The organism is Shewanella sp. 4_MG-2023 (genome assembly GCF_030548015.1).
Taxonomy (GTDB): domain Bacteria; phylum Pseudomonadota; class Gammaproteobacteria; order Enterobacterales; family Shewanellaceae; genus Shewanella.
The window spans coordinates 1-23168 of record NZ_JAUORL010000004.1 but is presented as its reverse complement, the minus strand read 5'-3'; the positions used below and the strand labels follow the sequence as shown (position 1 = coordinate 23168).

Here is a 23168-nt window from a genome sequence, read left to right as displayed (position 1 = left end):
GATTGGGTTATGAATTCAAATTATAGAAAACCGTTACCAGGTACAGAGCTGGATTACTTTGATACCAAAGCTGCTGTTGATGATATCCAAGCAGGCGCATTCGACAAACTGCCATATAGCTCTCGCGTTTATGCCGAGAACCTTGTGCGTCGCTGCCCACCTGAGACGCTAACAGATTGCTTAAAACAAATTATTGAACGTAAGCGAGATCTCGATTTCCCTTGGTTTCCAGCCCGTGTTGTTTGTCACGACATTCTTGGTCAAACCGCATTAGTTGATTTAGCGGGTTTACGTGATGCTATCGCTGAAAAAGGCGGCGACCCATCAAAAGTGAACCCAGTAGTGCCAACGCAGTTGATTGTCGATCACTCTCTGGCTGTCGAACATGCAGGTTTCGAAAAAGATGCCTTTGAAAAAAACCGCGCCATTGAAGACAGACGTAATGAAGACAGATTTCATTTTATTAACTGGACTAAAACGGCCTTTAAAAATATTGATGTGATCCAGCCCGGTAACGGCATCATGCATCAAATTAATTTAGAGAAAATGTCGCCAGTGGTGCAAGCCCGTGAAGGCGTGGCATTTCCTGATACCTTAGTGGGCACAGATAGCCATACGCCCCATGTGGATGCTTTAGGTGTTATCGCTATTGGTGTTGGTGGGCTTGAAGCTGAAAGCGTGATGCTAGGTCGCCCATCTTATATGCGTCTACCTGATATTGTCGGTGTTGAGCTGGTCGGCGAGCGTCAATCAGGCATTACTGCGACAGATATTGTGTTAGCGATTACCGAGTTTTTACGCGAGCAAAAAGTAGTATCAACTTACCTTGAGTTTTATGGTGAAGGGGCCGCTAATCTGACATTAGGCGATCGCGCTACGATTTCAAATATGACGCCAGAATTTGGCGCCACAGCAGCGATGTTTTATATCGATGATAAAACCATTGATTACTTAAAACTGACTGGCCGTGATGATAAACAAGTTGAGTTAGTTGAGACTTACGCCAAACAAAATGGCCTATGGGCTGACACGCTAGTTAATGCAGAATATGAACGCGTGCTGCGTTTTGACTTATCCAGTGTTGGACGTAACATTGCAGGTCCTTCAAACCCACATCGCCGCGTATCGACAAGTGATTTAGCCGCTAAAGGCATTAGCGGTATTGTTGAGAATGAAGCCGGCTTAATGCCTGATGGCGCTTGTATTATTGCCGCCATTACCAGTTGTACTAACACCTCTAACCCACGCAATGTGATTGCTGCAGGCTTAATCGCCCGTAACGCCAATGCCAAGGGGCTTACACGTAAACCTTGGGTTAAAACCTCATTAGCACCAGGCTCAAAAGCGGTGCAGTTGTATCTTGAAGATGCCAATTTATTAACCGAACTTGAAGCCTTGGGCTTTGGTATTGTCGGTTTTGCCTGTACTACCTGTAATGGCATGAGTGGCGCGCTCGATCCTGTGATTCAACAAGAAGTGATTGAACGTGATTTATATGCCACCGCGGTGTTATCAGGTAACCGAAATTTTGATGGTCGTATTCATCCTTATGCGAAACAAGCGTTCTTAGCCTCGCCGCCACTGGTGGTTGCCTACGCTATTGCTGGCACCATTCGTTTTGATATTGAAAAAGATGTTTTAGGTAAAGATCAACAAGGTAACGATATAAGGCTTAAAGATATCTGGCCATCAGATGCTGAAATTGATGCGGTTATCGCTGCTAGCGTTAAGCCTGAGCAATTCCGCAAAGTGTATGAGCCAATGTTTGATATCAAAGTTGAATACGGCAGCGACTCTTCAGCTAAGATTGATCCACAGTATGATTGGCGCCCTCAAAGTACCTATATCCGTCGTCCTCCTTATTGGGAAGGCGCATTAGCGGGTGAGCGCGCCATGAAAGGCATGCGCCCATTAGCGGTATTAGGTGACAACATCACTACCGATCATTTATCACCATCAAACGCTATTATGCTTGATAGTGCAGCAGGTGCTTACCTTGATAAAATGGGCTTGCCTGAAGTTGATTTCAACTCATATGCCACCCATCGCGGCGATCACTTAACCGCACAACGTGCCACATTTGCTAACCCTAAACTGTTTAATGAAATGGTGACCACCTTAGGTAAAGATGGCAAGCACGTGATTAAGCAAGGTTCTTACGCCCGAATCGAGCCAGAAGGGCAAGAGTCGCGCATGTGGGAAGCCATTGAAACCTATATGGAGCGTAAGCAGCCACTTATCATCATCGCAGGTGCTGATTATGGTCAAGGTTCAAGCCGTGACTGGGCAGCCAAAGGGGTCCGCTTAGCGGGCGTTGAAGTGATTGTTGCTGAAGGCTTTGAGCGTATCCATCGTACCAACCTTGTGGGAATGGGTGTTTTACCGCTTGAATTTACCAATGGCGAGAACCGTCATACCTATCAAATTGATGGTACTGAAACCTACGATGTTATCGGTGAGCGTACTCCAGGTGCGGCGCTATCAGTAATCATTACTCGCACTAATGGTGAGCATTTAACTGTGCCAGTTAAATGTCGATTAGACACCGCTGAAGAGGTGTCTATCTATGAAGCGGGCGGTATTTTACAACGCTTTGCCCAAGACTTTTTAGAGGCCAGCCATTAGTGACTAGTGATGAGTCATAAGTAGTTATAGCTGCGTTAAATTTAACAAACATCAGCACAATGAATGCCTCTCACTCATTGTGCTGATTGATTTTAGGAAACATGATGTCTCATATTCCACAAATAAAAATTCCAGCAACCTATATGCGTGGTGGCACCAGTAAAGGGGTGTTTTTCAATCTAACTGATTTACCTAAAGCGGCTCAAGTTGCGGGCGATGCCCGTGATGCCATGCTACTTAGAGTCATTGGCAGTCCAGATCCCTATGGCAAACAAACTGATGGCATGGGCGGCGCAACCTCAAGTACCAGCAAAACGGTAATACTGTCTAAAAGCCGCCACGCCGATCATGATGTGGATTACCTTTTTGGCCAAGTGGCCATAGACAAACCCTTCGTTGATTGGAGTGGTAATTGCGGTAATTTAACGGCGGCTGTGGGTTCGTTTGCCATATCCAATGGCTTAATTGACAGTAGCCGCGTACCTGAAAATGGTATTGCGGTAGTGCGTATATGGCAGGCCAATATCAGCAAAACCATAATTGCGCACGTGCCAATGGCTAACGGCGCAGTGCAAGAAACCGGTGATTTTGAATTAGACGGGGTGACCTTTCCTGCAGCCGAAGTACTGGTAGAGTTTTTAGCGCCAGCAGACGCTGATGCAGCGATGTTCCCAACTGGCAATGTGGTGGATGATTTAGTTGTGCCAGAGCTTAGCGCAAAAGGGATCCCATCCATTAAAGCCACTATGATTAATGCTGGTATTCCAACGATATTTGTTAATGCTGCCGACATTGGTTATGTGGGTAATGAGCTTCAAGATGACATAAACAATGATGATAGCGCATTAGCATTTTTCGAAAGCTTACGTGCCCATGGTGCAGTGCAAATGGGGTTAATTAAACACATTGATGAAGCCGCAGCGCGCCAACACACGCCAAAGATTGCCTTTGTGTCGCCGCCAAGTGCATACAACTCATCAAGTGGTAAAGCGGTATTAGCCACTGATATTGACTTACAAGTGCGGGCATTATCAATGGGTAAACTGCACCATGCCATGATGGGTACAGCAGCGGTAGCAATAGGCACGGCTGCTGCCGTTGAAGGCTCGCTAGTCAATCTTGCCGCTGGTGGACAAGCACGTACTTCAGTGGTGTTTGGTCATCCATCGGGCACTCTAAAAGTGGGCGCAGAAGCGACATTATCCAATGGTAGCTGGCAGGTGAATAAAGCCAGCATGAGCCGCAGTGCAAGAGTGCTTATGGAAGGTTGGGTAAGAATACCTGGTGATAGTTTTTAGGTTGTTTTTAGTGTTTGATTTGGCAGTTATCTTAACGGGATAACTGCCAGTTTAATTTTTTAAAGATTATCCGTTCGATGATACTAGCCTGTTCGCTTTAAAAATGCGACGCATTCAAACGAATCCTTTCTAGCTGAAGAGTTTAAACAGGCTTAGAGGTTTTGCCCGTTGAGGGGGGAGTTTTTGAGTCACAAGCTAGATCATTGAACGCGACTGAAACACTTATAAGTTCGCCGTTATAATCAATCACAGTGGATATTTTATCATTAGTGATATGGGTTACAATAAATGCAACATTTCAAAGTCTTCCTTATGTAGCGGCGCAATTTTAAATTCATGCCCCGGGCTGAATCGATTGATAGCTAGGTTATAGTTTTCTTTACCTATCTTTTGCCATCTAGGCGGGTTAGGGTCATTTATTGTCTTATCTGCTTGGTCTAAACTCTTTTCTAGATCCATAATACTTCCATGTTTCTATGAATTAACTCATAGGAACTAACTTAGCTGCTTTATGGAAAAAACATCAAAAAGTTACATTTCTAGCTCTATCTATATCTATTTGATCAATTGCTTGGCGGCAGTATCCATAGTTGAGATACCAACTACTCGTTATCCTCTCCCCATAACCTCAGCGCTAAACCTGATGCGCGTGAGGTTACCTGTTTGCTGGCACGCTCAAATACATACGGTGTGCCTAAGCAAATAAAATGCTCTTTAGCGCGGGTGATAGCGGTATAAACCAACTCTTTAGTCAGCAGCTGCCATTGGGCGTTACTGGGTTTTTGTGGTAACACAAAGGCGACTTTTTCAAACTCGCTGCCTTGGCTTTTATGTACGGTCATCGCAAAGCAACTGTCGTGATTGGGCAGCCTTGCAGGTTGTACTTTTAACAAGCTGCCATCGGCTTTAACGAAGTAGGCCATTAATTTTTCAGGCTTTTGCTCATCTTGCAAAATCAAACCAATATCGCCGTTGAATAAGCCTAAATTGTAATCATTACTTTGAATGATAATCGGTCTGCCAAGGTAAAATTCTTGAGTGGGTTTTATCCAATGATTCTGTTTGAGCACATTAGTGATGGCGAGGTTCATGCCATCAACGCCAAATTCACCTGAGCGCATGGCACATAGAATGCGGAATTTATTGAAGGTATCAATAATTTCTTCAGCGCCATAAACCTTGCTTAATTGTTGCGAGTAAGCATGCTGATTATCGAACACTTTTTGCAAATACTCGGCATAAGCTGCCACTGCCGATTGCAATAACGGCAGACTTTGGGCATCGGGCTGATGCTCTATCCAAGTTAACTCTTGATGGCCGCACTGCCACTCACGGCGAATGCCGTTGATGTTGACATAGTTTACCGCATTGGCCAGCAAGCCAATGCCGCCATCGCCTTTAAAGCGGTGGCTGTGCATCAGCATGCATAAATTGTCGCCGAGCATAGGTTTAGGATGAATAAACTGACTGGTATTTTGCTGAGTTAACTGCTGCAATAAGTTGGCCTGCTGTTCTGAATAGCGCATTTGCCATGGTGATGCATTAGCACTAAGATCGGCAGTCACTTTTAACCCTGCACAAATATCAGCCAATACTGCGCCTGCTTCAACGGATGCCAGCTGGTCTTGATCGCCCAATAATATTAGGCGGGCATTTTTAGGCAGGGCGCTTAATAGCTTATGCATCATAGGCAAATCCACCATTGATGCTTCATCGACCACCAATAAATCTAACCTAAGAGGGTTATCTTTATGGTGTCTAAATAAGTGTGAGTTAGGGATCACTCCCAACAAACGGTGCAGCGTAGCAGCCTCTTCAGGAATTTTGCTTAGGGCATCAATTAGCTCTGGCTTAGCGGTTTGCTCAACTTGACTTACTAGCCGCGCTTTAGAGGCTTTAATGGACTCACTTAATCGCGCTGCGGCTTTACCCGTAGGCGCCACCAGTCGAATGGTTAAGGCTTTTTGAGTTAGCAGTAACAAGAGCAACTTAGTGACCGTGGTAGTTTTACCAGTTCCCGGGCCGCCAGTAATCACCGCTAAGGCTTTAGTTAGCGCCGTAGCAGTGGCCACTTTTTGCCAGTTGATGCTCTTGCTATTTACATCTGGTTTTTCATCGAATAAGTCATTCAAATATTGCGCTAGCGTTGCGGTATCAACAGTTAAGTTAACTTGTGCCAACTGGTTGAATCGGGCTGCCACTTGGGTTTCAAAGTGATAATACTTGTTTAAGTACAATCGGTTATGCTCAACAATTAATGGCTGGTTATCATCAGGTTGGCCGACACAGGCTAATGCTTCGATAGCGTCACTGAGTTGCTGGTGGGTTATTGTTAACTTGCAATGGGACTCTTGCTCGCAAAACGGATTATCAAGATCGATATTATCGATAACTAAGCAGCTGTGCTGACTTGATAATTGCTGGCTTAATAGCGCACAGATTAATAATAAAAACTCATCAGCAGTGTCATTTTTGGCATCAACTTGAGCGAGCTGAGAGTTGGCCATTTCAAGGGCGAAGTGACGATCAAGTGGGGTAATTAACCCTTGTTGTTGCCAATTTTTAAGTAACTGAGTCATTGGGGCGCTAAGGGTAATCATTATTTTTGCTCCAATGCATTGTTGTTTGAAAATAGTGCATCTAAATCAGTGATTAAGGCCAATGGCGGTTTATCAAAAAATATTCCTGCGCCTGAAGCTTCTGGGCTCATACCACGTAAGAAAAGGTAAAAACTGCCGCCTATATGACGCTGGTAATCATAACTTGGCATTCGCAAAGATAAGTAACGATGCAGTGCCAAGGTATAAAGAATATATTGCAAATTATAACGGTGGCTACTGATGGCTGTCGCCATCGCATTATGGTCATAACATGTTAAATCGTCACCCAAATGGTTAGATTTATAATCGGCAATAAAATACTGGCCTTTATACTCAAAGGTTAAATCGATAAAGCCTTTTAACATGCCTTGTAGCTCGTCAAATTCAAGCCCTGCATCATAACCATATTGTTGTAACAACTGATTTAACTGCTGAGATTTTAATTGGCTAATGGGCAGATAAAACTCCATCTCAACTAATTTTTGCTCTGGGGCTAACTGGGCTAATGTCAGTGGCAAACCATGATCATTTAATAGCTGATTATCTTGCGCTGCATTATTGGTAATGAGCGGGCTATGAAGGATTTGTTGATACCACTGGATTAAGGTATCTGTCCATATCTCTTGGTCAAAACCATATTGCTCCATGGCTTTGGGTAAGGCTTGTGGCAATTCAACCTCAGCATTGGTGAAATCAAATAGCTCTAACACCAAATGCATGAAGCTACCGGCATTAGCGCCGCGCTCGAAGGTAAAACGATTAATGGCGTTGTTTTCAACATCAGTGTCAAAAGGGTTGATGTCTGCTGCGGATTCAAATTGTGGCAGGGTTTCTTGGCTAAAGTCTTCATCGTCGGCACCCGGAGAGACTTTTTCATGGGCAAGGTGTTTCACCAAACCTGAGTAACTGCCAACTCGCCATGGGGTGTGGTAATCACGCTGCAAGGTTTTTGCCGCTAACTGTTGCGACTGGCCATTAAGTTCAGTGAGTACTGAGTCATCAATCGCCTCTAGCTGAACCACGCTAATGGCATCGGGCACTGGCGCGCTGGTTTTTATGGCCAGTGCTTGTTGTGATAACAACTCAAAATCACAATCTTTAGTGGTGATCCCCAATAAATAACCAATGGCGGTTTCGTATAAGTGACTACTTACCCCTGCTTTAAGCATGCGGCTATGGTTGGCAATGTATAAGTAACACACATAAACCGGACGGGTGAGCGCCACGTATAACAGACGTAAATCTTCAGCGAGGTTTTCTTGTTTGTATTGCTCCCAGCCTTCTTTCGTGCCCTCAACATCCCAAACTAATTGGTCATTTTTATGGTAAAGCATAGGCGCAGGCTTTTTGCGATTATCCCGCGCGAGACTGATAAATGGCACCATACAAACGGGATATTCAAGCCCCTTACTTTTATGAATGGTAACGATTTGCACCAGATTTTGTTCGCTTTCAAGGCGCAATTGCTGCTCATCATTGCCTTGAGCATCAATCAGTTGTTGCTCAAACCAATTCATTATCGCGCTGCTACCATCAAGTTCGGTGGCTTTTTGCTGCAGTAGTTCGCACAAATGGCGGAAATCGGTGAGTCGGCGCTCGCCACTTTCAGCATTACTATTAGCACTACTATCAACACTACTATCAGCCATACTATCTGAGTTGCTGTCGACGCTTGGGCTAAGCTGTTTACTTAAATAGCGCTTAATTAGCTGGGTTTGGTTAGCCAAACTTAACAGTGCAGGCATGATGCCGCGCTTAAGCCAGGTTTGATGCCAATCAGCAAATTGGTCCAGTAAGCTTTGTCGCTGCTCTTCATCTTGATTAAACAGATGAATTTGCTGGGCGCTGTAACCCATAAGCTCAGTGGCAAGTGCTGCGCGAAGGCAGCGCTCATCTTTCGGGTTAGCAATAGCCCGTAAAATTATCGCCAGTTCAAAGGCCTCTTGGGTGTTAAATACGCTATCTCGGCTTAAAAACACTGCGCCAATATTACGCTCGCTTAAGGCTTGCTTCATCACCGAGGCTTCATTTTTATCGCGCACTAACACGGCAATATCTTTGGCGATGAGCGCTTTGCCATTCATATGGCATTGCTCAGTTTGCGCTTCAGTTAATAAACGTTTTATTTCACTGGCAGCATCATTCGCCAGTAGATGACGGGCAGTAGTTTTATTTAAGCCGCTTTCACCTTCGCCAAGCAGTTTAATTCGCAGCGCTGATTTGTCTTCAGTGGCTTCAGTGAGCTTTTTATTGTCAGCGCTGGCTGGGGTATCAACCACATCATAAGGGATCGCATCACTGATAAATGGATCCTGATGTTGGCTAAAGAGCTGGTTAACTCCATTGACCAGTGCCGTGGATGAGCGGTAATTGGTTTCGAGGTTATAGTGCGCTTTAGTTTGCTTACGGGCATGGATATAGGTATGAATATCGGCGCCGCGAAAGGCATAAATGGCTTGTTTGGGATCGCCAATCATTAATAAACTTAAACTATCAAGCTGGGTTTGCTGCTGATAAATGGTTGAGAAAATAGTAAATTGCAGCGGATCAGTATCTTGGAATTCATCAATTAATGCCACCGGAAAGCGTGTTGCAATGGCTTTGGCTAAATGGTGTGCGCTGGATTCAGTATCAGTTGATTCAGTATCAGTTGATTCAGTATCAGTTGATAAGGCATCAGCCAAGGTGATCAAGAGATCATCTGGGGTCATTAAGTTGCGCTGGGCTTTTTGCAGCATAAATCGCAGCCGAATACCGTCACGGGCGCGAATTAAAAATGATGGCTTTATTTTCTGGATAAGTGCAAATAATCGCTCGATATGATCGAGCAGCGGCGCATCATTTGCGCTGGGGATAGTGCCACCTTTATTGAGTTTTAACTCAGATAGCGCCAGCATTTCTAAATCTTTAACTGGCGGCAGGCCATTGCCGAAGCTAACCCAATTGGTTAAGCGATCATACATGGCCGCAAGCTTTGGATAATCATCGGCTTTTTTGCCGAATCTCGCGCCATTGAGCGGTAAGCTGTGTAGCAGTTCCAGTTCTTTTTCACTGTCTGTTGGCCAGCGCTTTTTAAAGAGAGCAAGGCTTTGAACTAATTCATCAGCTAACTGGTTAAACTCTTTCGCCACAAACGGGATATTGGCTTGGCTCGCGCCGAGTAACGGTTTAAGTTGCCAAGCCAAGCTATCAGGGTCGCCAAACTCGTTATCAATCACTTGGGCTAATACTTGTGGCAGTGGGTAGCAGGTCTCACGCCAAAAATCACGCACGGCATGATGTAAAAACTCACTGTCATCGAGAGTAAATTCTGACTCGAATAATAGCGATGACTCAAACGCCATGTCAGATAAAATGCGTTGACAAAAACCGTGAATGGTAAAAATCGCCGCTTCATCTAGTGACTTTAGTGCTAAATCTAACCGTCTTAGGGCAATTGCCCGCTCAGACTCTGGTACTTGTTGGTACAGCGCCTCTACAAATTCATCATTGGTGTCTAAGCCAATAAAGCACTTAAAGGCCACTTGAATACGTTTACGAATTCGATCCCGCAGCTCTTCGGTGGCGGCATTAGTAAAGGTCACCACTAAAATCTGTTCACAGGTGAGCGGCGCTTTATCTTTATCGCCCAGTAATAGCCGTAAATACAGCCCAGAAATGGTGTAGGTTTTACCTGTGCCAGCACTGGCTTCAATTAAGCTTGAACCTGCAAAAGGCAGTGTTAGCGGATTAAGCTTGCTGACTTTTGAGTGAGTTTCTTTGCCATTAGCGATTTCAGAGTCAGTCATTTCGGTGTTAGCGGCCTCTAACTTGCTAGCATTGTCATTAATATGAGTCATTAGGCTTTGCCCCCTTTAATTACAGAGAGCTTAGGTGGTTGGATAGCATATTCGTCAAGCTCGGCGAGGGTGCCTTTGTGATAAATACTCAACATAGGTTGCAGTAACATGGTGGCTGTTTTGCCAAATTCAGCTTCAGTAAAGTCTTCAGGAAAACTAAATAAACGGCGATTATGGGGATCGTTCCCTTCACCAAAGCCTGATTGTTCATCAAGCCATAATGGCTCGGCAGCTTGCAGTTTTTCCATATGATCACCATCGGCTTCAACATAGGCTAACGCGGTGCGCGGCATAAAGCATAACGGCTGGGCTTGGCCATTGAGATAAGCTTGAATAAATTGCTGTAATAATTGCTGAGCGGACTCTGGCGTAATTGCGCTAAAGGCATGAAAATGGCCAATATCCAGCAGGTAACTGTTTTTCTCAACCCCTGCGGCATTAAGGCATAAATGGCGCAAATACACCCTGACAAAATCACGGCCATGGGCAGTGCCAGGGCGATAATTTATTTGCCCTTTAGCGTAAATATCATCGATGCGCCCAATAAGGTTAACGTTAATGCTTGATTGAGTGCTGTCTAAAGCCTCGCTGTTTAGCGGCGTTAGCCCTTCAAACTGTAAATCAATATCCACTTCCTGACTGTGGCTCTTATCGCCTGTGAGATAGAGCACCCGATCAATGACGTATTTAATGTCGTTTTGATAGCGATTAAGCAGCACATCATCAAAGGGCGCCATGGGTAAACTGCCACTGGCTTTTAGCTGGTTGATAAACTCAATGTCAGCGTGTTCAAGTTGGTGATGCACTGCACTGTCAATCATTGCTGATTGCAATTTATAGCGCTCTAATGCATCTAAGTTAAATGGCTCGTCGTTATCGTCAGCTTGAATTCGTAAATTAAAATCAATTTTTAAACTGCGATTGAAAAAGAATTGCGCTGGGCTTCTGAAAAAGCGTAATAATGCCGACAATTCAAGTTGCACAATGGCGCTGCCATCGTCGGCAACAGCATCAAATGGGTTGTCATCGTTGGCTAAATCTAACGGCTTAAGGCGGTTAAAGAAGCGGGCATTATTAAGTAAGTGGTTCGCATCTGCGATACTTGGCGGGCACCACTGATGATTATAACTTTGCTGCAATTTAGTTTGCTGAGTTGCAGTAAACAATTTGGCATCAAAGGGCTGCAGCGGTTGCTGCTGGATTAAATGGCGTAATATTGCTTTATCGGCATTATTTACTTCAACGCTTTCACGAAAGCTTTCACATAAGCCTTGGCTGGTTTCGAGTTGAGGCTCATTATTTGTAGTGAAATAATAGTCAGCAAAATAACACAGCTGGCAATACTCGGTTAGCTCTGACACCAACATTGAGGGAATTCGTTCAGCGTTATCACGCTCAGAGTGGCCAATGTAGCTGATATAAAATTGCTCTCTGGCAGACAATAAAGCTTCTAAAAACAGGTAACGATCGTCTAATCGGCGGGAACGGTCACCTTTAATAGCGCCATTGTGGGCCATTAAGTCAAATCCAACAGGGTGTTGTACTCGTGGATACACCCCATCATTCATACCCAGTAAACATACCACTTTAAAAGGAATTGAGCGCATCGGCATCAAGGTACAAAAGTTCACACTCCCTGCAAGGTAGCGCTGACCAACTCGAGATTCATTAAGGTTTTGATTAAACCATTGCTTGAGCACTTCAACATCGAGTTCACCTTGATGACCGGCGTCTTCAAGCTCGGTACTTAAGGTGACTAAGGCTTCGCGAATGGTTTGAACTTGCTCGCGCTCGTCATCATCAGCATCAAAGAAAACCTCTAATAAAGCTTGTAGCTGCGCGATACGTTCAAGGGTTGGACATTGGCTAGCCAGTTGCAGTTGATATTCGTCAATGGCCTCTAAGAAATTGAGTAAATAGCCAAGAATTTGCGCAGACTGGCCTTCAACACCTTGTACTAGCAGTGAATCGTTATAAAGCGCTGATTCATCATTAAAAGCATAACCTTGAATTAAGCGGCTAATACCAAATGCCCAAGAGTTCTGCTTAAACGCTGGTACTCCTTGTTGCAATCGGGTTTTTTCATCACGGCCCCAACGCACGTTGGCATCATCTAGCCAACGTCTAATAAGCTGCAGAGCATCATCATCGAGCTGAAATTTTCGTAAAATTGCTGGGACTTCGAGAATACTGATAATGTCAGTGAGGCCAAAACGGCTTTGATTAATATTGAGTAAATTCAAAAAGCTGTTAATTAGCGGTGACTCTTGAGCTGCGCCTCTATCGGCAATGGCATAGGGAATATAGTAGTTGGCTGTTTTGCCTGAGTCTTGATTACTTCGATGTAAACCGCTATTGCTGGTGCCAAATACTGCATCAATATAAGGCGCATAAGCTGCCACGTCGGGCATCATCACCACGATATCTTTGGGTTTTAGTGATGCTTTACCGTTGTCATTCGCATTGCTTGACAGTAACTCGAGTAAATGATCGTGCAGGGTTTCGACTTCTCGTAGCGGGCTATGGCAACTGCGCAGGGTAATTGATTGGTCTTGCTGGCTTAACGAGCGTCTATTGGCGACATTTTGATAAAGTGCTGCATCAGGGCCAAGGGCTTGGCCTAAGGTTTCCATTTGCAGAATATCGTATTGCACCCCTTGGAGTAGATTTAAACTGTCAGGGGATTGTTCGGGCTCGATATAGCAGTCGTAACTAAAGTCAGTGTGTTCTGGCGGTAGTTCGAGCATTAAATCCAGTAATTCACGGCCCATTTTGCCATTGTTAGCCAGGATCGGATTACCCACTTCGAGCTTTTCTTCCCATTGCTCGCCTAACTGCTTTTTATCAACATATTGCAGCGCCATTCTTGCGCGAGCTTTAGGGTCAACAATATCGCCCCAGTAATGCTGACAAGGGCTTAAGGAAAACATAATCACTTCAATGCGTTCAGCCAAGTGATACAGCACTTGCAAGGTTTGTGGCGGCATAGAAGAAATACCAAAAACAAATAATCGCTCAGGTAGCGACTTAATTACAGTATCAGGGTTTTGCAGTGCAGCAATTAAGTGTTGATGTAAGTTAGCGCGATGATAAGTGCTGGCATGAAGGTGGTGCTGGTTATATTCAATCAGCGCACACCAGAGCTTAGGCTGCCAACGCTGGTTTTCTTCCAGCTTCAGCGGATGCTCGTGTTGCTCCCAAGCTAGAATCCACTCAGGGCGATACACTAAGTATTGGTCAAAAATATCGGCAATACGGCCACATAATTGATACAGCTTAATGGCATCAAAACTGCCAGCTTGGACATAAGGCAGCGCTTCATCTGTATGGTTGGCGTGCTGATTTTCAACCGGAGCTAAATAGGCTTGTAGCGGCGCAAAGTCAGGGTCATCAAGTAATGGCGGCAGTAAATCCATTAACTTCCACGTCATCGCCGCTTTAGTAAAGGCATTATCTTTAGGCACATCTGGCAGCAGTTCATGGCATAACTGCCAGGTAAAACTCGACGGCAGCGGAAAGGACAGGGCGGCAGCAATACCATTATATTTAGCCACTTCTAGGCGCAGCCAAGTCGACATCCCCGGGCTTTGCACCAAGATATGTTCATTTGCGAGTAAATTAGCGTTATCAAGGGGGATAGCGAGCATTTTAGACAGTTGTTCTGACAGAACTTCCATCTGATTTGATTGAATTAATCTAAGCATTAATCGACTCTACAAATGATGATAAAAGCCATTCTAAGAGGTTGTTATTAGGTTTGAAAGGCTTTTATCACATCTAGGGTTTAAGCGCTAAATAAGCAACCAAATCACATGGAGTTTGGTTGGCAAAACTCCTGTTTTTTTCTATAGGATTTATTGATTGAAGCTAAATTTTAATTCAATAATTTACTTGATTATTAATTGAGATCCACTCCCAAAAAAACAACAAGTAGCCTGTTTACTCATGTTTATAGGCAAACAAGCTAGAGAGTATATTAATGAGACTGAGTCAGTTTATAAAGCCAATGAATAGGTAGCTGGCTAGAATCACTGCTACCCAAAGCACCATGTTGCCAGATGGATAGTCGCTCGAGATAAAGCTCCCCCCCCCTTTGTATTGGCGCGCTAAAAACTGCTGACATTGGTCTAACTTCCCACGAATTGATTGACGAATTTCGCCATCCACTTTCCAAATGACTGCAAATATGCGCTGCAGTGCATTAGGCACTAAGCGCCTGTATACCCAATCTACATCAAGGTGAGTAGAGCGAAGCTCTGGTGGATATTTACCTTTGAGATTGAGCCAAACGAACGCTAATGCTGAAAACAGTAATAACTGAGTCTGAGCGAGTACATGGGTCGCATCATATGGGTTGTAACCCGTATCGTATGGCAGCAAAGAATAAAGCGCTGCAGGATAAATACCAATACCAATACATAGGCAGGCAGCGATAAACATTGCTGTTAACATATTGAGCGGTGGATCGTTGGCTCGAATACCCGAGTCATGGGCAAAGAAGGCAAAGTAAGGGATTTTGATCCCCGCGTGATGAAAAACACCTGCTGACGCAAACAGTAGCATTAACCAGACCCAGTCATGGCCAGTTTCCATTGCGGCAGACATCACCATGGATTTACTGACAAAACCGCTAAACAGAGGGAATGCAGAAATGGAGGCCGCACCAACAATACACAGTATCGTGGTTTTTGGCATGGTCTTATAAAGGCCGCCGAGATCGGAGCCATTTATACGCCCTGTCATATGCAGTACGGCGCCCATACTCATAAACAACAAGCCTTTAAAAATGACATCGTTAAAAGCATGAGACACTGCACCATTTAATGCCAGCGAAGTCCCGATCCCGATGCCGACGACCATAAAGCCTACTTGGTTAATCAAACTATAGGCAAGCACTCGGCGAAGATCGTTTTCAATCACCGCAAAGAAGATTGGGAAACAGGTCATTGTAGCGCCAATGTATATCAGCAACTCAGTGCCAGGGTAAGCCCGAGCAAGTGCATAAACCGCCACTTTAGTGGTAAATGCGCTGAGTAACACTGTACCGGTCGGCGTCGCTTCAGGGTAAGCGTCGGTAAGCCAAGTGTGAGCAAAAGGAAAAGCACACTTAATACCGAAGGCAATAAAGATAAGCCATCCTGCAATGCTATCTAGGCCGATATAGTCAAAGGCTAGGCTACCGGTTTCAGAGATATAAAACAGCGCACCTATCAGCAAAATAACCCCAGAGAGAACCTGCATGATGAGGTAGCGCATTCCCGCGCTATATGCTGCTGGAGTACGACGAGCCCAAACTAGAAATACTGAGGTAAATGCCAACAGCTCCCAGAACACAAACAAGGTAAGTAAATCACCCGCAAACACCGCACCAATAGCGCTACCTGCGTACAGCATAGCGGCAACTTGTTGCACTGTATCTTTAACGTGCAATGAGTAGACGATGCCAATAAATGCGGCAATATGGAAAATATAGCCAAACATCAGGCTTAATTTATCTGCGCGATAAGGGATTAATTCATAGTCTAAAAACATCAATTGCAAATGGACGCCTTCTGGCACAGTCCACAAATGCAATCCGCTGATCACTGGAATCGCTATCATCAAGGCACCGCGCAGCTTTCCACGAGTTGTAGCAGCAATCAATCCGCCAATGATAAACAGCACAAACGGCGGTAACTCAAGCATCCACATTGCGATCACCTTTATTGTTAGCTTCTTTGGCGTGGCCATCGCTGACGTCGACTATTTCAATTTTGCTATTATCAAGCTCTTCAACGGGTCCATAATAATCTTCTGGGCGCATCAAAAAGGTACGCATCCAGCTGGCGACTATGACCAAGATGACGCAGCCGACAAAGCCATAGATAGGATAAAACGCTGGCAGGTTTTCCCAGCTATGATAAACATGGCGATGAATAACAAAATCAAGTGCCACAAGCAATGCACAACAGGTATATAACAGGTATAAAACCCGCTGAATGTTTTTCGGTTTATCAAAGAGATATTGCTTCTCATTGTCCATGGCTAACTCCAGATACAGTCAAGATAGCTTTCGCCAACTCATAAACGGGCTGTGGATGGATGAACATAATCAAGCAGCCTAGGGATGTGATAATTAATGCGATTAATGAAGCCATTGGTGCTTCTTTAATATCTGTACTTGATGACTTATACCCTTTACCGGGGAAAAACGCATGGTAAGGAATAGGTAGTAGGTAGGCGATGTTGAGTAATGAACTGAGCATTAAAGCAACCATGACAACCCAATAGCCGGTTTCAATAGTGCCCATCAATAGGAACCATTTACTCCATGTCCCTCCGGCTGGTGGAACGCCGATAATGCTAAGGCTGGCAATAAAAAAAGCGCCCATGGTGATTGGCATGGCAAAACCTAAGCCGCGCATTTCGCTTACCTTAGATTTATGGCTAGCCACCAAAATGGCGCCAGCACAAAAGAATAGGGTAATTTTGCCAAAGGCATGGGAGGCAATATGCATTGAACTACCAATCACACCCGATGAAGTAGCTAGCAGTGCCCCAATAGTGATATAGCCGAGTTGGCTCACTGTTGAGTAGGCCAATCTGGCTTTTAAGTTGTCTTGTCGCATCGCCACGATTGAAGCTAAGAGCACTGAAAGGGTAGCTAAATAAAGTAAAAATTCAGTAGTTGGTAATTGGGGGAGTAGGTCGAGTCCAAAAATGAAAATACACACCTTCAATACCGTAAATACCCCTGCTTTTACTACCGCTACAGCATGAAGCAGGGCGCTGACCGGTGTTGGTGCCACCATCGCTGCGGGTAGCCAGCGATGAAATGGCATAATGGCAGCCTTACCAATGCCAAATATAAATAGCATTAGGATTATGCCTGCAATGGTGGTATCCACATCGGCATCAAATACGCCGCCTGCTGTAAATTCAAGGGTGCCAGTCACAAACCAAGTTAAGATGATGGCCAGTAAGAAAAAGGCGATAGAGGTAGTGAGCAAGATACCGAGGTAGACACGGCCACCTTGTTTGGCCTTGTCTGTACCTGCGTGAGTCACCAGCGGATAGGTTGATAGAGTGAGCACTTCGTAAAAGATAAACAGAGTAAACAGGTTGGCTGAAAAGGCGAGCCCCATCACTGCACTAATCGCCAAAGCGAAACAGATATAAAAGCGAGTTTGGTTATCCTCATTATGGTCACGCATATAGCCGATGGCGTAAATGGTGGTGATTAGCCAAAGAAAACTGGCAATGAGAGCAAACAGCATACCGAGCGGTTCTACGACAAAACTCACCTCTAAATCAGGCATCAGCTCCCACCATGAGACCTCAATACTGGCACCAGCCATGAGGGCTTGGTAGATATTGATTACGCAGTAAAGCACCATAAGGCTGATACTGATGGTGATAGCCTCACGCAGGTTAGGTTTCTTTCCTGTTGCTGCAATTGCAAAGGTTGCCAGTAAAGGCAATAAGATAGTTAGCTGTAACATCAGCGGCAAAGATGGATTCATGGGGTTATTCCAAACAAACTTTGAGAAGCCGCCTGTGCAACTTGCACGCTTAGGCGAGTATCTATACCGAAATAAATATTAGCGAAAATGAGCGCCCAAATAGGGGCTAGGAAGGTCCAAGGCGCCTCTTTGACAGTTTCACACCCATTAAGTGGCGGCTTGAAGTAAGCCATTTCTACAATACGCCAGATATAGATAATCGCCAGCAGTGATCCCAATAGAATAAGAACGGCCACTGGCCACATACCAGCCTCAACACTGGCGATAAGCAGATACCATTTACTGACAAAACCGACGGTCAATGGCACACCAATCAAACTGAGCCCACCAATAACGATGGCTGACATGGTCAATGGCATTTGTTTACCTAGGCCTTGGAACTGTTTGAGCTGGACGCTGCCAATGCGGTACATTACAGCGCCTAATGCTAAAAACAGCGCGCCTTTCATTAAGGCATGGTTAAACAAATGTAGTAAGGTGGCCATAATGCCGGTACTGGTATTAATCGAGTAGCCAATGATCATATATCCCACCTGAGCGATACTTGAGTAAGCTAAGATGTGTTTCACATTTTGCTGATAAATAGCCGTGATAGATGCGGCAAAAACACCTATAAGACCAAGCACCATTAAAATACTTTGCAGGGGCAGGGTGGTGAATGAGAAAGAGATGCCAAGTACGGTAAAAGTAAAACGAATGAGCAGATACACAGCAACCTTAGTTGAGGTTGCTGCTAAAAATGCTGTCACAATTGAAGGTGCATAGGCATAAGCATTAGGTAGCCACAGGTGCAGTGGAAATAACGCCAGCTTTAAGCAGATCCCGACAATTAAAAAGGCGAATGCTGCAAATACTGTACGGGTGTGGCCAACATCAACTAACCTAACAGCTAAATCGCTCATGTTTAGCGTGCCCGTCATTTGATAGAGCATGCCAATACCAATCAAAATAAAGGTGGCACCAATGGTACCCATTATCAGGTATTGGTAGGCAGCCCACAGTGCTCGTCTATCTTTACCCAAGGCAATTAAGGCATAGGAGGACAGTGAGGAAATCTCTAAAAATACAAATACATTAAAGGCATCACCGGTTGCCACAATGCCGAACATGCCGGTTAAAGACAGCAGGTATAAGCTGTAAAATAAGGTGTGGCGGTCTTCGTCTAACTCTTTTTGTATGCTGGTGTTAGCGGCAAACAACACCACAGTACCTATGGTGGAGATGATTAGCAGTAAAAAGGCGTTCAGCTTATCGATGCGATATTCAATGCCCCAAGGTGCTTCCCAACCCCCAAGTTCATAGGTAATGGTGCCAGACTTCATGACCTCAATTAGTAATATTATGCTGTTGATACAGGTAGCACTGCACACCAATAAGGCAAATATCCACACAAGTTTGGAGCGATTTAGGAACCAGCATAGCGGGGCTGCCATTAGCGGCACCACAACTTGTAAAACAGGCAGGTGAGCTAACACTATGATTCGTCCTCGTTGAGCTGATCTTGTTTTTGGATCTCATCTTCTTCTATACAGCCATAGGCTTCTTTGATTCTGATCACCAGTGCTAGACCAAGCGCTGTGGTCGCAATACCCACCACAATGGCAGTTAGAATTAACACATGGGGCAGCGGGTTAGAGTAATCACTGATCCCTTCAGCCAATATCGGTGCGCTACCACGCTCGACCATGCCGACACTGATATAAAAAATAAACACTGAGGTTTGAAAAATGGTGAGTCCAACTAACTTCTTAACCAAGTTTCCATGGGCGATAACGATATAAAAGCCAATCATCATCAACAATACGACGATCCAATAGTTATAGAGTCCGAGAAACATCCTGCTCCCCTTTTTTATCTGAGCTGTTTTTCTCAGCTTGAATTTGAGCCTGAGCTTGTCTGCGGCCATCAAAGTTGAAAAAGATGCTTAACATCACCGAAGCGACAGTGATGCCCACGCCTAATTCAATCAGCAGTATGCCTAAGTGCTGGCCATCAATCGGATTTTCAGCCAGTACGTTGTAATCTAAGAAGTTAGCCCCATTAATCATGGAAACAACTCCGACACTGGCATAGAGCAAAAGCCCAACAGCAGCAAGTAATTGAATTAGCGCCGGATTAAATACCTTTTTAGCGGTATCTAAACCAAATAGCATGGTATAAAGAATAATCGCAGCAGCGAAGATAACACCTGCTTGAAATCCGCCACCAGGCCCAAAGTCACCATGGAATTGTACATACAGTGCAAATAACAAGATTAAAGGAATAAGTGTTTTACTGACGATGCGCACCACCATGTGGCGCTCATGCATTTGTTCTTCTGTTGGCTCTTCAGATTGAATTTTTTTACGGCGACGAGGCAGTGATAACAGCGAAAGCACGCCAATACCTGCGGTAAAGATAACGGCTACTTCACCTAAAGTATCAAAGGCTCGGTAGCTCCCTAATACTGACGTCACAATATTAGGCACACCTACCTCGTCCATCGAGTCATGAATATAGCGCGGGGCAACATGTTGATGCACTGGCGCATCAACAGTGCCAAAATAAGGCATATCTAGGGTACCGTAGATCAGCATGCTACCAGTGACGAGTACAACAAACAGTGCAAGAAAGGGTTTATGCCGCTTTGGCGCCTCTTTTCGGCCAGTCATGGTAATGGCGGCTAGCATGAGTAAGCCTGATATTCCTGCACCTACAGACGCTTCGGTAAAGGCAACATCTACAGCGTCGAGCACCACAAAGAAACAGGCTGATAATAAGCCATAAATTCCGGTTAACATGACGACCGCTAATAGATCTCTCATGCGAACGATAGCGATGGCGATGACCACTAAAAAGATTAATAGTATTACATCTACTAAGGCTTCGATGGCTTGTTTCCTCCCTGAGGATCAGGCTTATCTTTTTGCGGTAATAGGCCATTATGTAATGCCGCTTTTGCTAAGGCATGACTAGCAGAAGGGTTGATAAAGAGTGTGAATACTAAAATCAATACCAACTTAATGAGTACTAAACCATTTGGGCTTTGCAGCATTAACCCTATCAGGATTGAGCTTGCACCTAAGGTATCGGTTACGCTTGCAGCGTGCATTCGGGTGTAAAAATCAGGGAAACGAATAATCCCTATACCACCAGAAAAACAAAGGAAGCTACCAATTAGCAGGCATAAACCACTGCTTATTTCGAGTAAGAGATTCATTTCTTCCTCTTCTTGGTTAAATGAGATTTATAGGGGGTCACTTTGAACTCGGCTGAGTCTGAATAGCGTAAAACGCCGATGACGCTGATAAAGTTAATGAGGGCATAAACAAGGGCGATATCGAGAAACTCTGGGCGTCCCATTAAAAAGCCCAATAGCGAAATAAGCAGTATGGCTTTAGTACCAAAAGAGTTGAAAGCTAATATTCGATCATAAAGCGTCGGGCCGGCAATACAGCGAATGATTGCCAGTAGCATAACAACGAGAATAGCGATGGTGGCAGTAGCTAACATTAGTCTTCAAGCTCCCTTACCCGGCGGTCCATCTCTCCGGCTTTTAGTGCGTCGATACCATCTTTATGTAAAGCATGAACAGTAAGCTTGTCATCAATTAAGTCTATCGCTACTGTGCCAGGGGTTAGGGTAATGGAGTTGGCGTAAATGACTTTATTAATATCTGAGCATTGGCGAGTGTCTATGGTAGTGAGTGTTGAAGAGATACTGCTGTTACCCAGCCAGATATGTTTAACCACACTAATATTAGATAAAATAACTTCTTTCACTAACCATATCGTATAGCCTGGCATATTGGCATTTAGACGGATTGGGTGCGTTTCTTGGTCGATAACATCCATTTTTTGGGCAATATAAAGCACCAGCATGATTGAGCCTGCACCCAGTGATAATAAAAGCGGGTTAGTGTAATTTGAGTTAATCCACCAAAATAGGGCTAAGGTTAATAACAGGCTAAGCCTATGGCTTGGAACAACGCCGCTTTTATTTTTTTGTGTCATATTATTTAATGCTTCGTGTTAGTTAACTCCAGTACAAAACCTGGCGAGTTTTAAGATTATTATGGTTAGCTTTTTACTCGTTAATCATTTTGCTCGCATGACGATTCATCAGCTAATGCTTGATATACTTGCCTGTGAAGGTCATTAAAAGAATCTGTAGATGGAGACAGTTGGTTAATTGTTCGATCGACTATCTGCTGAACCAGTTGTTCTCGAGTTACATCTGCGGGTATACATACGATTGTAGGTAGCTTTTTGGATGTCTGTGTACCAACTCGAGTACGGTAAGCTCTGTCAGCAAATCCTTCGGTATTGTTTCTAAGTTCGTATTGCTGACTCGTATTTAATGCACCAGCAAGAAAGCCCTGAATATAGTAAGTACATGGCATAGCCGAAATGGTGGCTGATTCGTTATTTAGCGACTTACAAGATGATAGAACAAGTTTTTCTTCATTTTTAGCGTTATTTGAGGATGCGGAAAGCGAAAAAGTAACACTGAATGTAAATAGTACTAAGAGCTTTATGAGCGACATATAACCTCCTTTTATAATTCTATTAATTTTAATATCACCTAGTGAAATATTTCAGTGCAGTACTCTTTAGGCGACTTTGTTTAGCTTCGTATCATGCATTTCTTGCTTGCAATGATATTTCAAGATTATTACGTTGCGCAAAGCTGTTGCTAGCAACATGCTGTTTACTTTTTGCTAACCAATGCTCTTTATTTATAACATGAATTATCCAAATTTAAATGCTTAGTAAGTGTAAACTGTATATTTTTTTGATTTTGAGCAGGTTACACCAGCTATAGAATGGCTCTAGCAAGGGCTACGCACTTGGTTATTGCTAATTTTACTCAGTTAAGGTTTTATATGACTTGTGGCTTTAGTGAGTATGTAAGTTTGAAAATAGAGTGAGGTTATTAGCTTGGTGAAGCTAACTTCTAGATCTAGTACTGGCTGACTGCCAATGGGTTTTTAACCGCTTCAAATTGCAACCTTTTTAAGCGCTTAGCCCCATCAATGAGTTTGAGAATAGGCTTCGGTGTTTAACTGACTTAGCTTGATAATACCTATGGTATAAAGGCGTTAAAGGTACATTGCTGACCCATAAATTTGTTAAAGGTGAAGTGCTTAATGAATTTGAGTTAAAGACGGCTCATGAATGTATCATTCAATACCGCCAACGTTTGACTGACATTAGCTGGTTTATGGGTTCCTTGAGTGAACCCATTACTAGAATGGCCAATAAAGAAGACAAGTGTACAGGCCGTTTTTGGGAAGGGCGGTTTAAATCTCAAGCCTTGTTAGAT

General features: G+C 44.2%; 16 protein-coding genes and 1 pseudogene. 3 read left to right on the top strand and 14 right to left on the bottom strand.

Going from position 1 to position 23168, the window contains the following annotated elements:
* The first annotated feature begins 9 nt into the window (after window positions 1–9).
* Both acnD and prpF read left to right on the top strand, forming a co-directional pair.
* On the top strand, window positions 10–2625 hold the full coding sequence (gene acnD, locus Q4546_RS02945; protein WP_303445649.1) for a Fe/S-dependent 2-methylisocitrate dehydratase AcnD: 2616 nt from the start codon (window positions 10–12) through the stop codon (window positions 2623–2625).
* A gap of 104 nt (window positions 2626–2729) precedes the next feature.
* Window positions 2730–3923 carry a 2-methylaconitate cis-trans isomerase PrpF gene (gene prpF, locus Q4546_RS02940; protein ID WP_102440559.1) on the top strand — a complete coding sequence of 398 codons (1194 nt, stop codon included), beginning with the start codon at window positions 2730–2732 and terminating at the stop codon, window positions 3921–3923.
* Window positions 3924–4202: 279 nt separating this feature from the next.
* On the opposite strand, the gene Q4546_RS02935 is transcribed toward prpF, so the two are convergent.
* The 14 genes from Q4546_RS02935 to Q4546_RS02870 all read right to left on the bottom strand — a co-directional run bounded on the left by Q4546_RS02935 (window position 4203) and on the right by Q4546_RS02870 (window position 22389).
* On the bottom strand, window positions 4203–4382 hold the full coding sequence (locus Q4546_RS02935; RefSeq protein WP_303411004.1) for a hypothetical protein: 180 nt from the start codon (window positions 4380–4382) through the stop codon (window positions 4203–4205).
* Between the two features lie 143 nt (window positions 4383–4525).
* The gene (gene recD / locus Q4546_RS02930) at window positions 4526–6523 is read right to left on the bottom strand and encodes an exodeoxyribonuclease V subunit alpha (RefSeq protein ID WP_303445648.1); all 1998 of its coding nucleotides are present in this window, start codon (window positions 6521–6523) and stop codon (window positions 4526–4528) included.
* Window positions 6523–10311 (bottom strand): UvrD-helicase domain-containing protein, encoded by a 3789-nt coding sequence (locus tag Q4546_RS02925; RefSeq protein ID WP_303445705.1) that lies wholly within the window; start codon window positions 10309–10311, stop codon window positions 6523–6525. Before Q4546_RS02925 ends, recD begins: the two co-directional genes overlap by 1 nt.
* Window positions 10312–10361: 50 nt before the next feature.
* On the bottom strand, window positions 10362–14066 hold the full coding sequence (recC, locus tag Q4546_RS02920; RefSeq protein WP_303445647.1) for an exodeoxyribonuclease V subunit gamma: 3705 nt from the start codon (window positions 14064–14066) through the stop codon (window positions 10362–10364).
* 286 nt (window positions 14067–14352) lie between these two features.
* Entirely contained in the window at window positions 14353–16053 is a 1701-nt protein-coding gene (locus tag Q4546_RS02915; protein ID WP_102476329.1) for a Na(+)/H(+) antiporter subunit D, read from the bottom strand.
* Complete coding sequence (locus Q4546_RS02910; RefSeq protein ID WP_102440564.1) at window positions 16040–16384, bottom strand: hypothetical protein; 345 nt, start codon at window positions 16382–16384, stop codon at window positions 16040–16042. The genes Q4546_RS02915 and Q4546_RS02910 overlap by 14 nt, the downstream gene beginning before the upstream one ends.
* Complete coding sequence (locus tag Q4546_RS02905) at window positions 16374–17864, bottom strand: monovalent cation/H+ antiporter subunit D family protein (protein ID WP_102476328.1); 1491 nt, start codon at window positions 17862–17864, stop codon at window positions 16374–16376. The genes Q4546_RS02910 and Q4546_RS02905 overlap by 11 nt, the downstream gene beginning before the upstream one ends.
* On the bottom strand, window positions 17861–19339 hold the full coding sequence (locus tag Q4546_RS02900; protein WP_102440566.1) for a monovalent cation/H+ antiporter subunit D family protein: 1479 nt from the start codon (window positions 19337–19339) through the stop codon (window positions 17861–17863). The genes Q4546_RS02905 and Q4546_RS02900 overlap by 4 nt, the downstream gene beginning before the upstream one ends.
* Window positions 19339–19701, bottom strand: a complete 363-nt coding sequence (locus Q4546_RS02895; RefSeq protein WP_102440567.1) for a cation:proton antiporter subunit C — start codon at window positions 19699–19701, stop codon at window positions 19339–19341. The genes Q4546_RS02900 and Q4546_RS02895 overlap by 1 nt, the downstream gene beginning before the upstream one ends.
* On the bottom strand, window positions 19682–20695 hold the full coding sequence (locus tag Q4546_RS02890; protein ID WP_277869117.1) for a Na(+)/H(+) antiporter subunit B: 1014 nt from the start codon (window positions 20693–20695) through the stop codon (window positions 19682–19684). The genes Q4546_RS02895 and Q4546_RS02890 overlap by 20 nt, the downstream gene beginning before the upstream one ends.
* Window positions 20696–20721: 26 nt before the next feature.
* On the bottom strand, window positions 20722–21063 hold the full coding sequence (mnhG, locus tag Q4546_RS02885; protein ID WP_102440569.1) for a monovalent cation/H(+) antiporter subunit G: 342 nt from the start codon (window positions 21061–21063) through the stop codon (window positions 20722–20724).
* Window positions 21060–21356, bottom strand: a complete 297-nt coding sequence (locus Q4546_RS02880) for a monovalent cation/H+ antiporter complex subunit F (RefSeq protein WP_102440570.1) — start codon at window positions 21354–21356, stop codon at window positions 21060–21062. Before Q4546_RS02880 ends, mnhG begins: the two co-directional genes overlap by 4 nt.
* Entirely contained in the window at window positions 21356–21856 is a 501-nt protein-coding gene (locus tag Q4546_RS02875) for a Na+/H+ antiporter subunit E (RefSeq protein ID WP_102440571.1), read from the bottom strand. Before Q4546_RS02875 ends, Q4546_RS02880 begins: the two co-directional genes overlap by 1 nt.
* 80 nt (window positions 21857–21936) lie before the next feature.
* Complete coding sequence (locus Q4546_RS02870) at window positions 21937–22389, bottom strand: Rap1a/Tai family immunity protein (protein ID WP_102476327.1); 453 nt, start codon at window positions 22387–22389, stop codon at window positions 21937–21939.
* A 542-nt stretch (window positions 22390–22931) separates the two neighbouring features.
* Between Q4546_RS02870 and Q4546_RS02865 the strand changes: the two are divergent.
* Window positions 22932–23168: pseudogene (locus tag Q4546_RS02865) on the top strand (transposase); the annotation flags it as partial.

Bases quoted from the DNA above. Each gene is read 5' to 3' on its own strand.
- acnD (WP_303445649.1), top strand. From the start codon at position 10: ATGAATTCAAATTATAGAAAACCGTTACCAGGTACAGAGCTGGATTAC.
- prpF (WP_102440559.1), top strand. From the start codon at position 2,730: ATGTCTCATATTCCACAAATAAAAATTCCAGCAACCTATATGCGTGGT.
- Q4546_RS02935 (WP_303411004.1), bottom strand. From the start codon at position 4,382: ATGGATCTAGAAAAGAGTTTAGACCAAGCAGATAAGACAATAAATGAC.
- recD (WP_303445648.1), bottom strand. From the start codon at position 6,523: ATGATTACCCTTAGCGCCCCAATGACTCAGTTACTTAAAAATTGGCAA.
- Q4546_RS02925 (WP_303445705.1), bottom strand. From the start codon at position 10,311: ATGACTGACTCTGAAATCGCTAATGGCAAAGAAACTCACTCAAAAGTC.
- recC (WP_303445647.1), bottom strand. From the start codon at position 14,066: ATGCTTAGATTAATTCAATCAAATCAGATGGAAGTTCTGTCAGAACAA.
- Q4546_RS02915 (WP_102476329.1), bottom strand. From the start codon at position 16,053: ATGTGGATGCTTGAGTTACCGCCGTTTGTGCTGTTTATCATTGGCGGA.
- Q4546_RS02910 (WP_102440564.1), bottom strand. From the start codon at position 16,384: ATGGACAATGAGAAGCAATATCTCTTTGATAAACCGAAAAACATTCAG.
- Q4546_RS02905 (WP_102476328.1), bottom strand. From the start codon at position 17,864: ATGAATCCATCTTTGCCGCTGATGTTACAGCTAACTATCTTATTGCCT.
- Q4546_RS02895 (WP_102440567.1), bottom strand. From the start codon at position 19,701: ATGTTTCTCGGACTCTATAACTATTGGATCGTCGTATTGTTGATGATG.
- mnhG (WP_102440569.1), bottom strand. From the start codon at position 21,063: ATGAATCTCTTACTCGAAATAAGCAGTGGTTTATGCCTGCTAATTGGT.
- Q4546_RS02880 (WP_102440570.1), bottom strand. From the start codon at position 21,356: ATGTTAGCTACTGCCACCATCGCTATTCTCGTTGTTATGCTACTGGCA.
- Q4546_RS02875 (WP_102440571.1), bottom strand. From the start codon at position 21,856: ATGACACAAAAAAATAAAAGCGGCGTTGTTCCAAGCCATAGGCTTAGC.
- Q4546_RS02870 (WP_102476327.1), bottom strand. From the start codon at position 22,389: ATGTCGCTCATAAAGCTCTTAGTACTATTTACATTCAGTGTTACTTTT.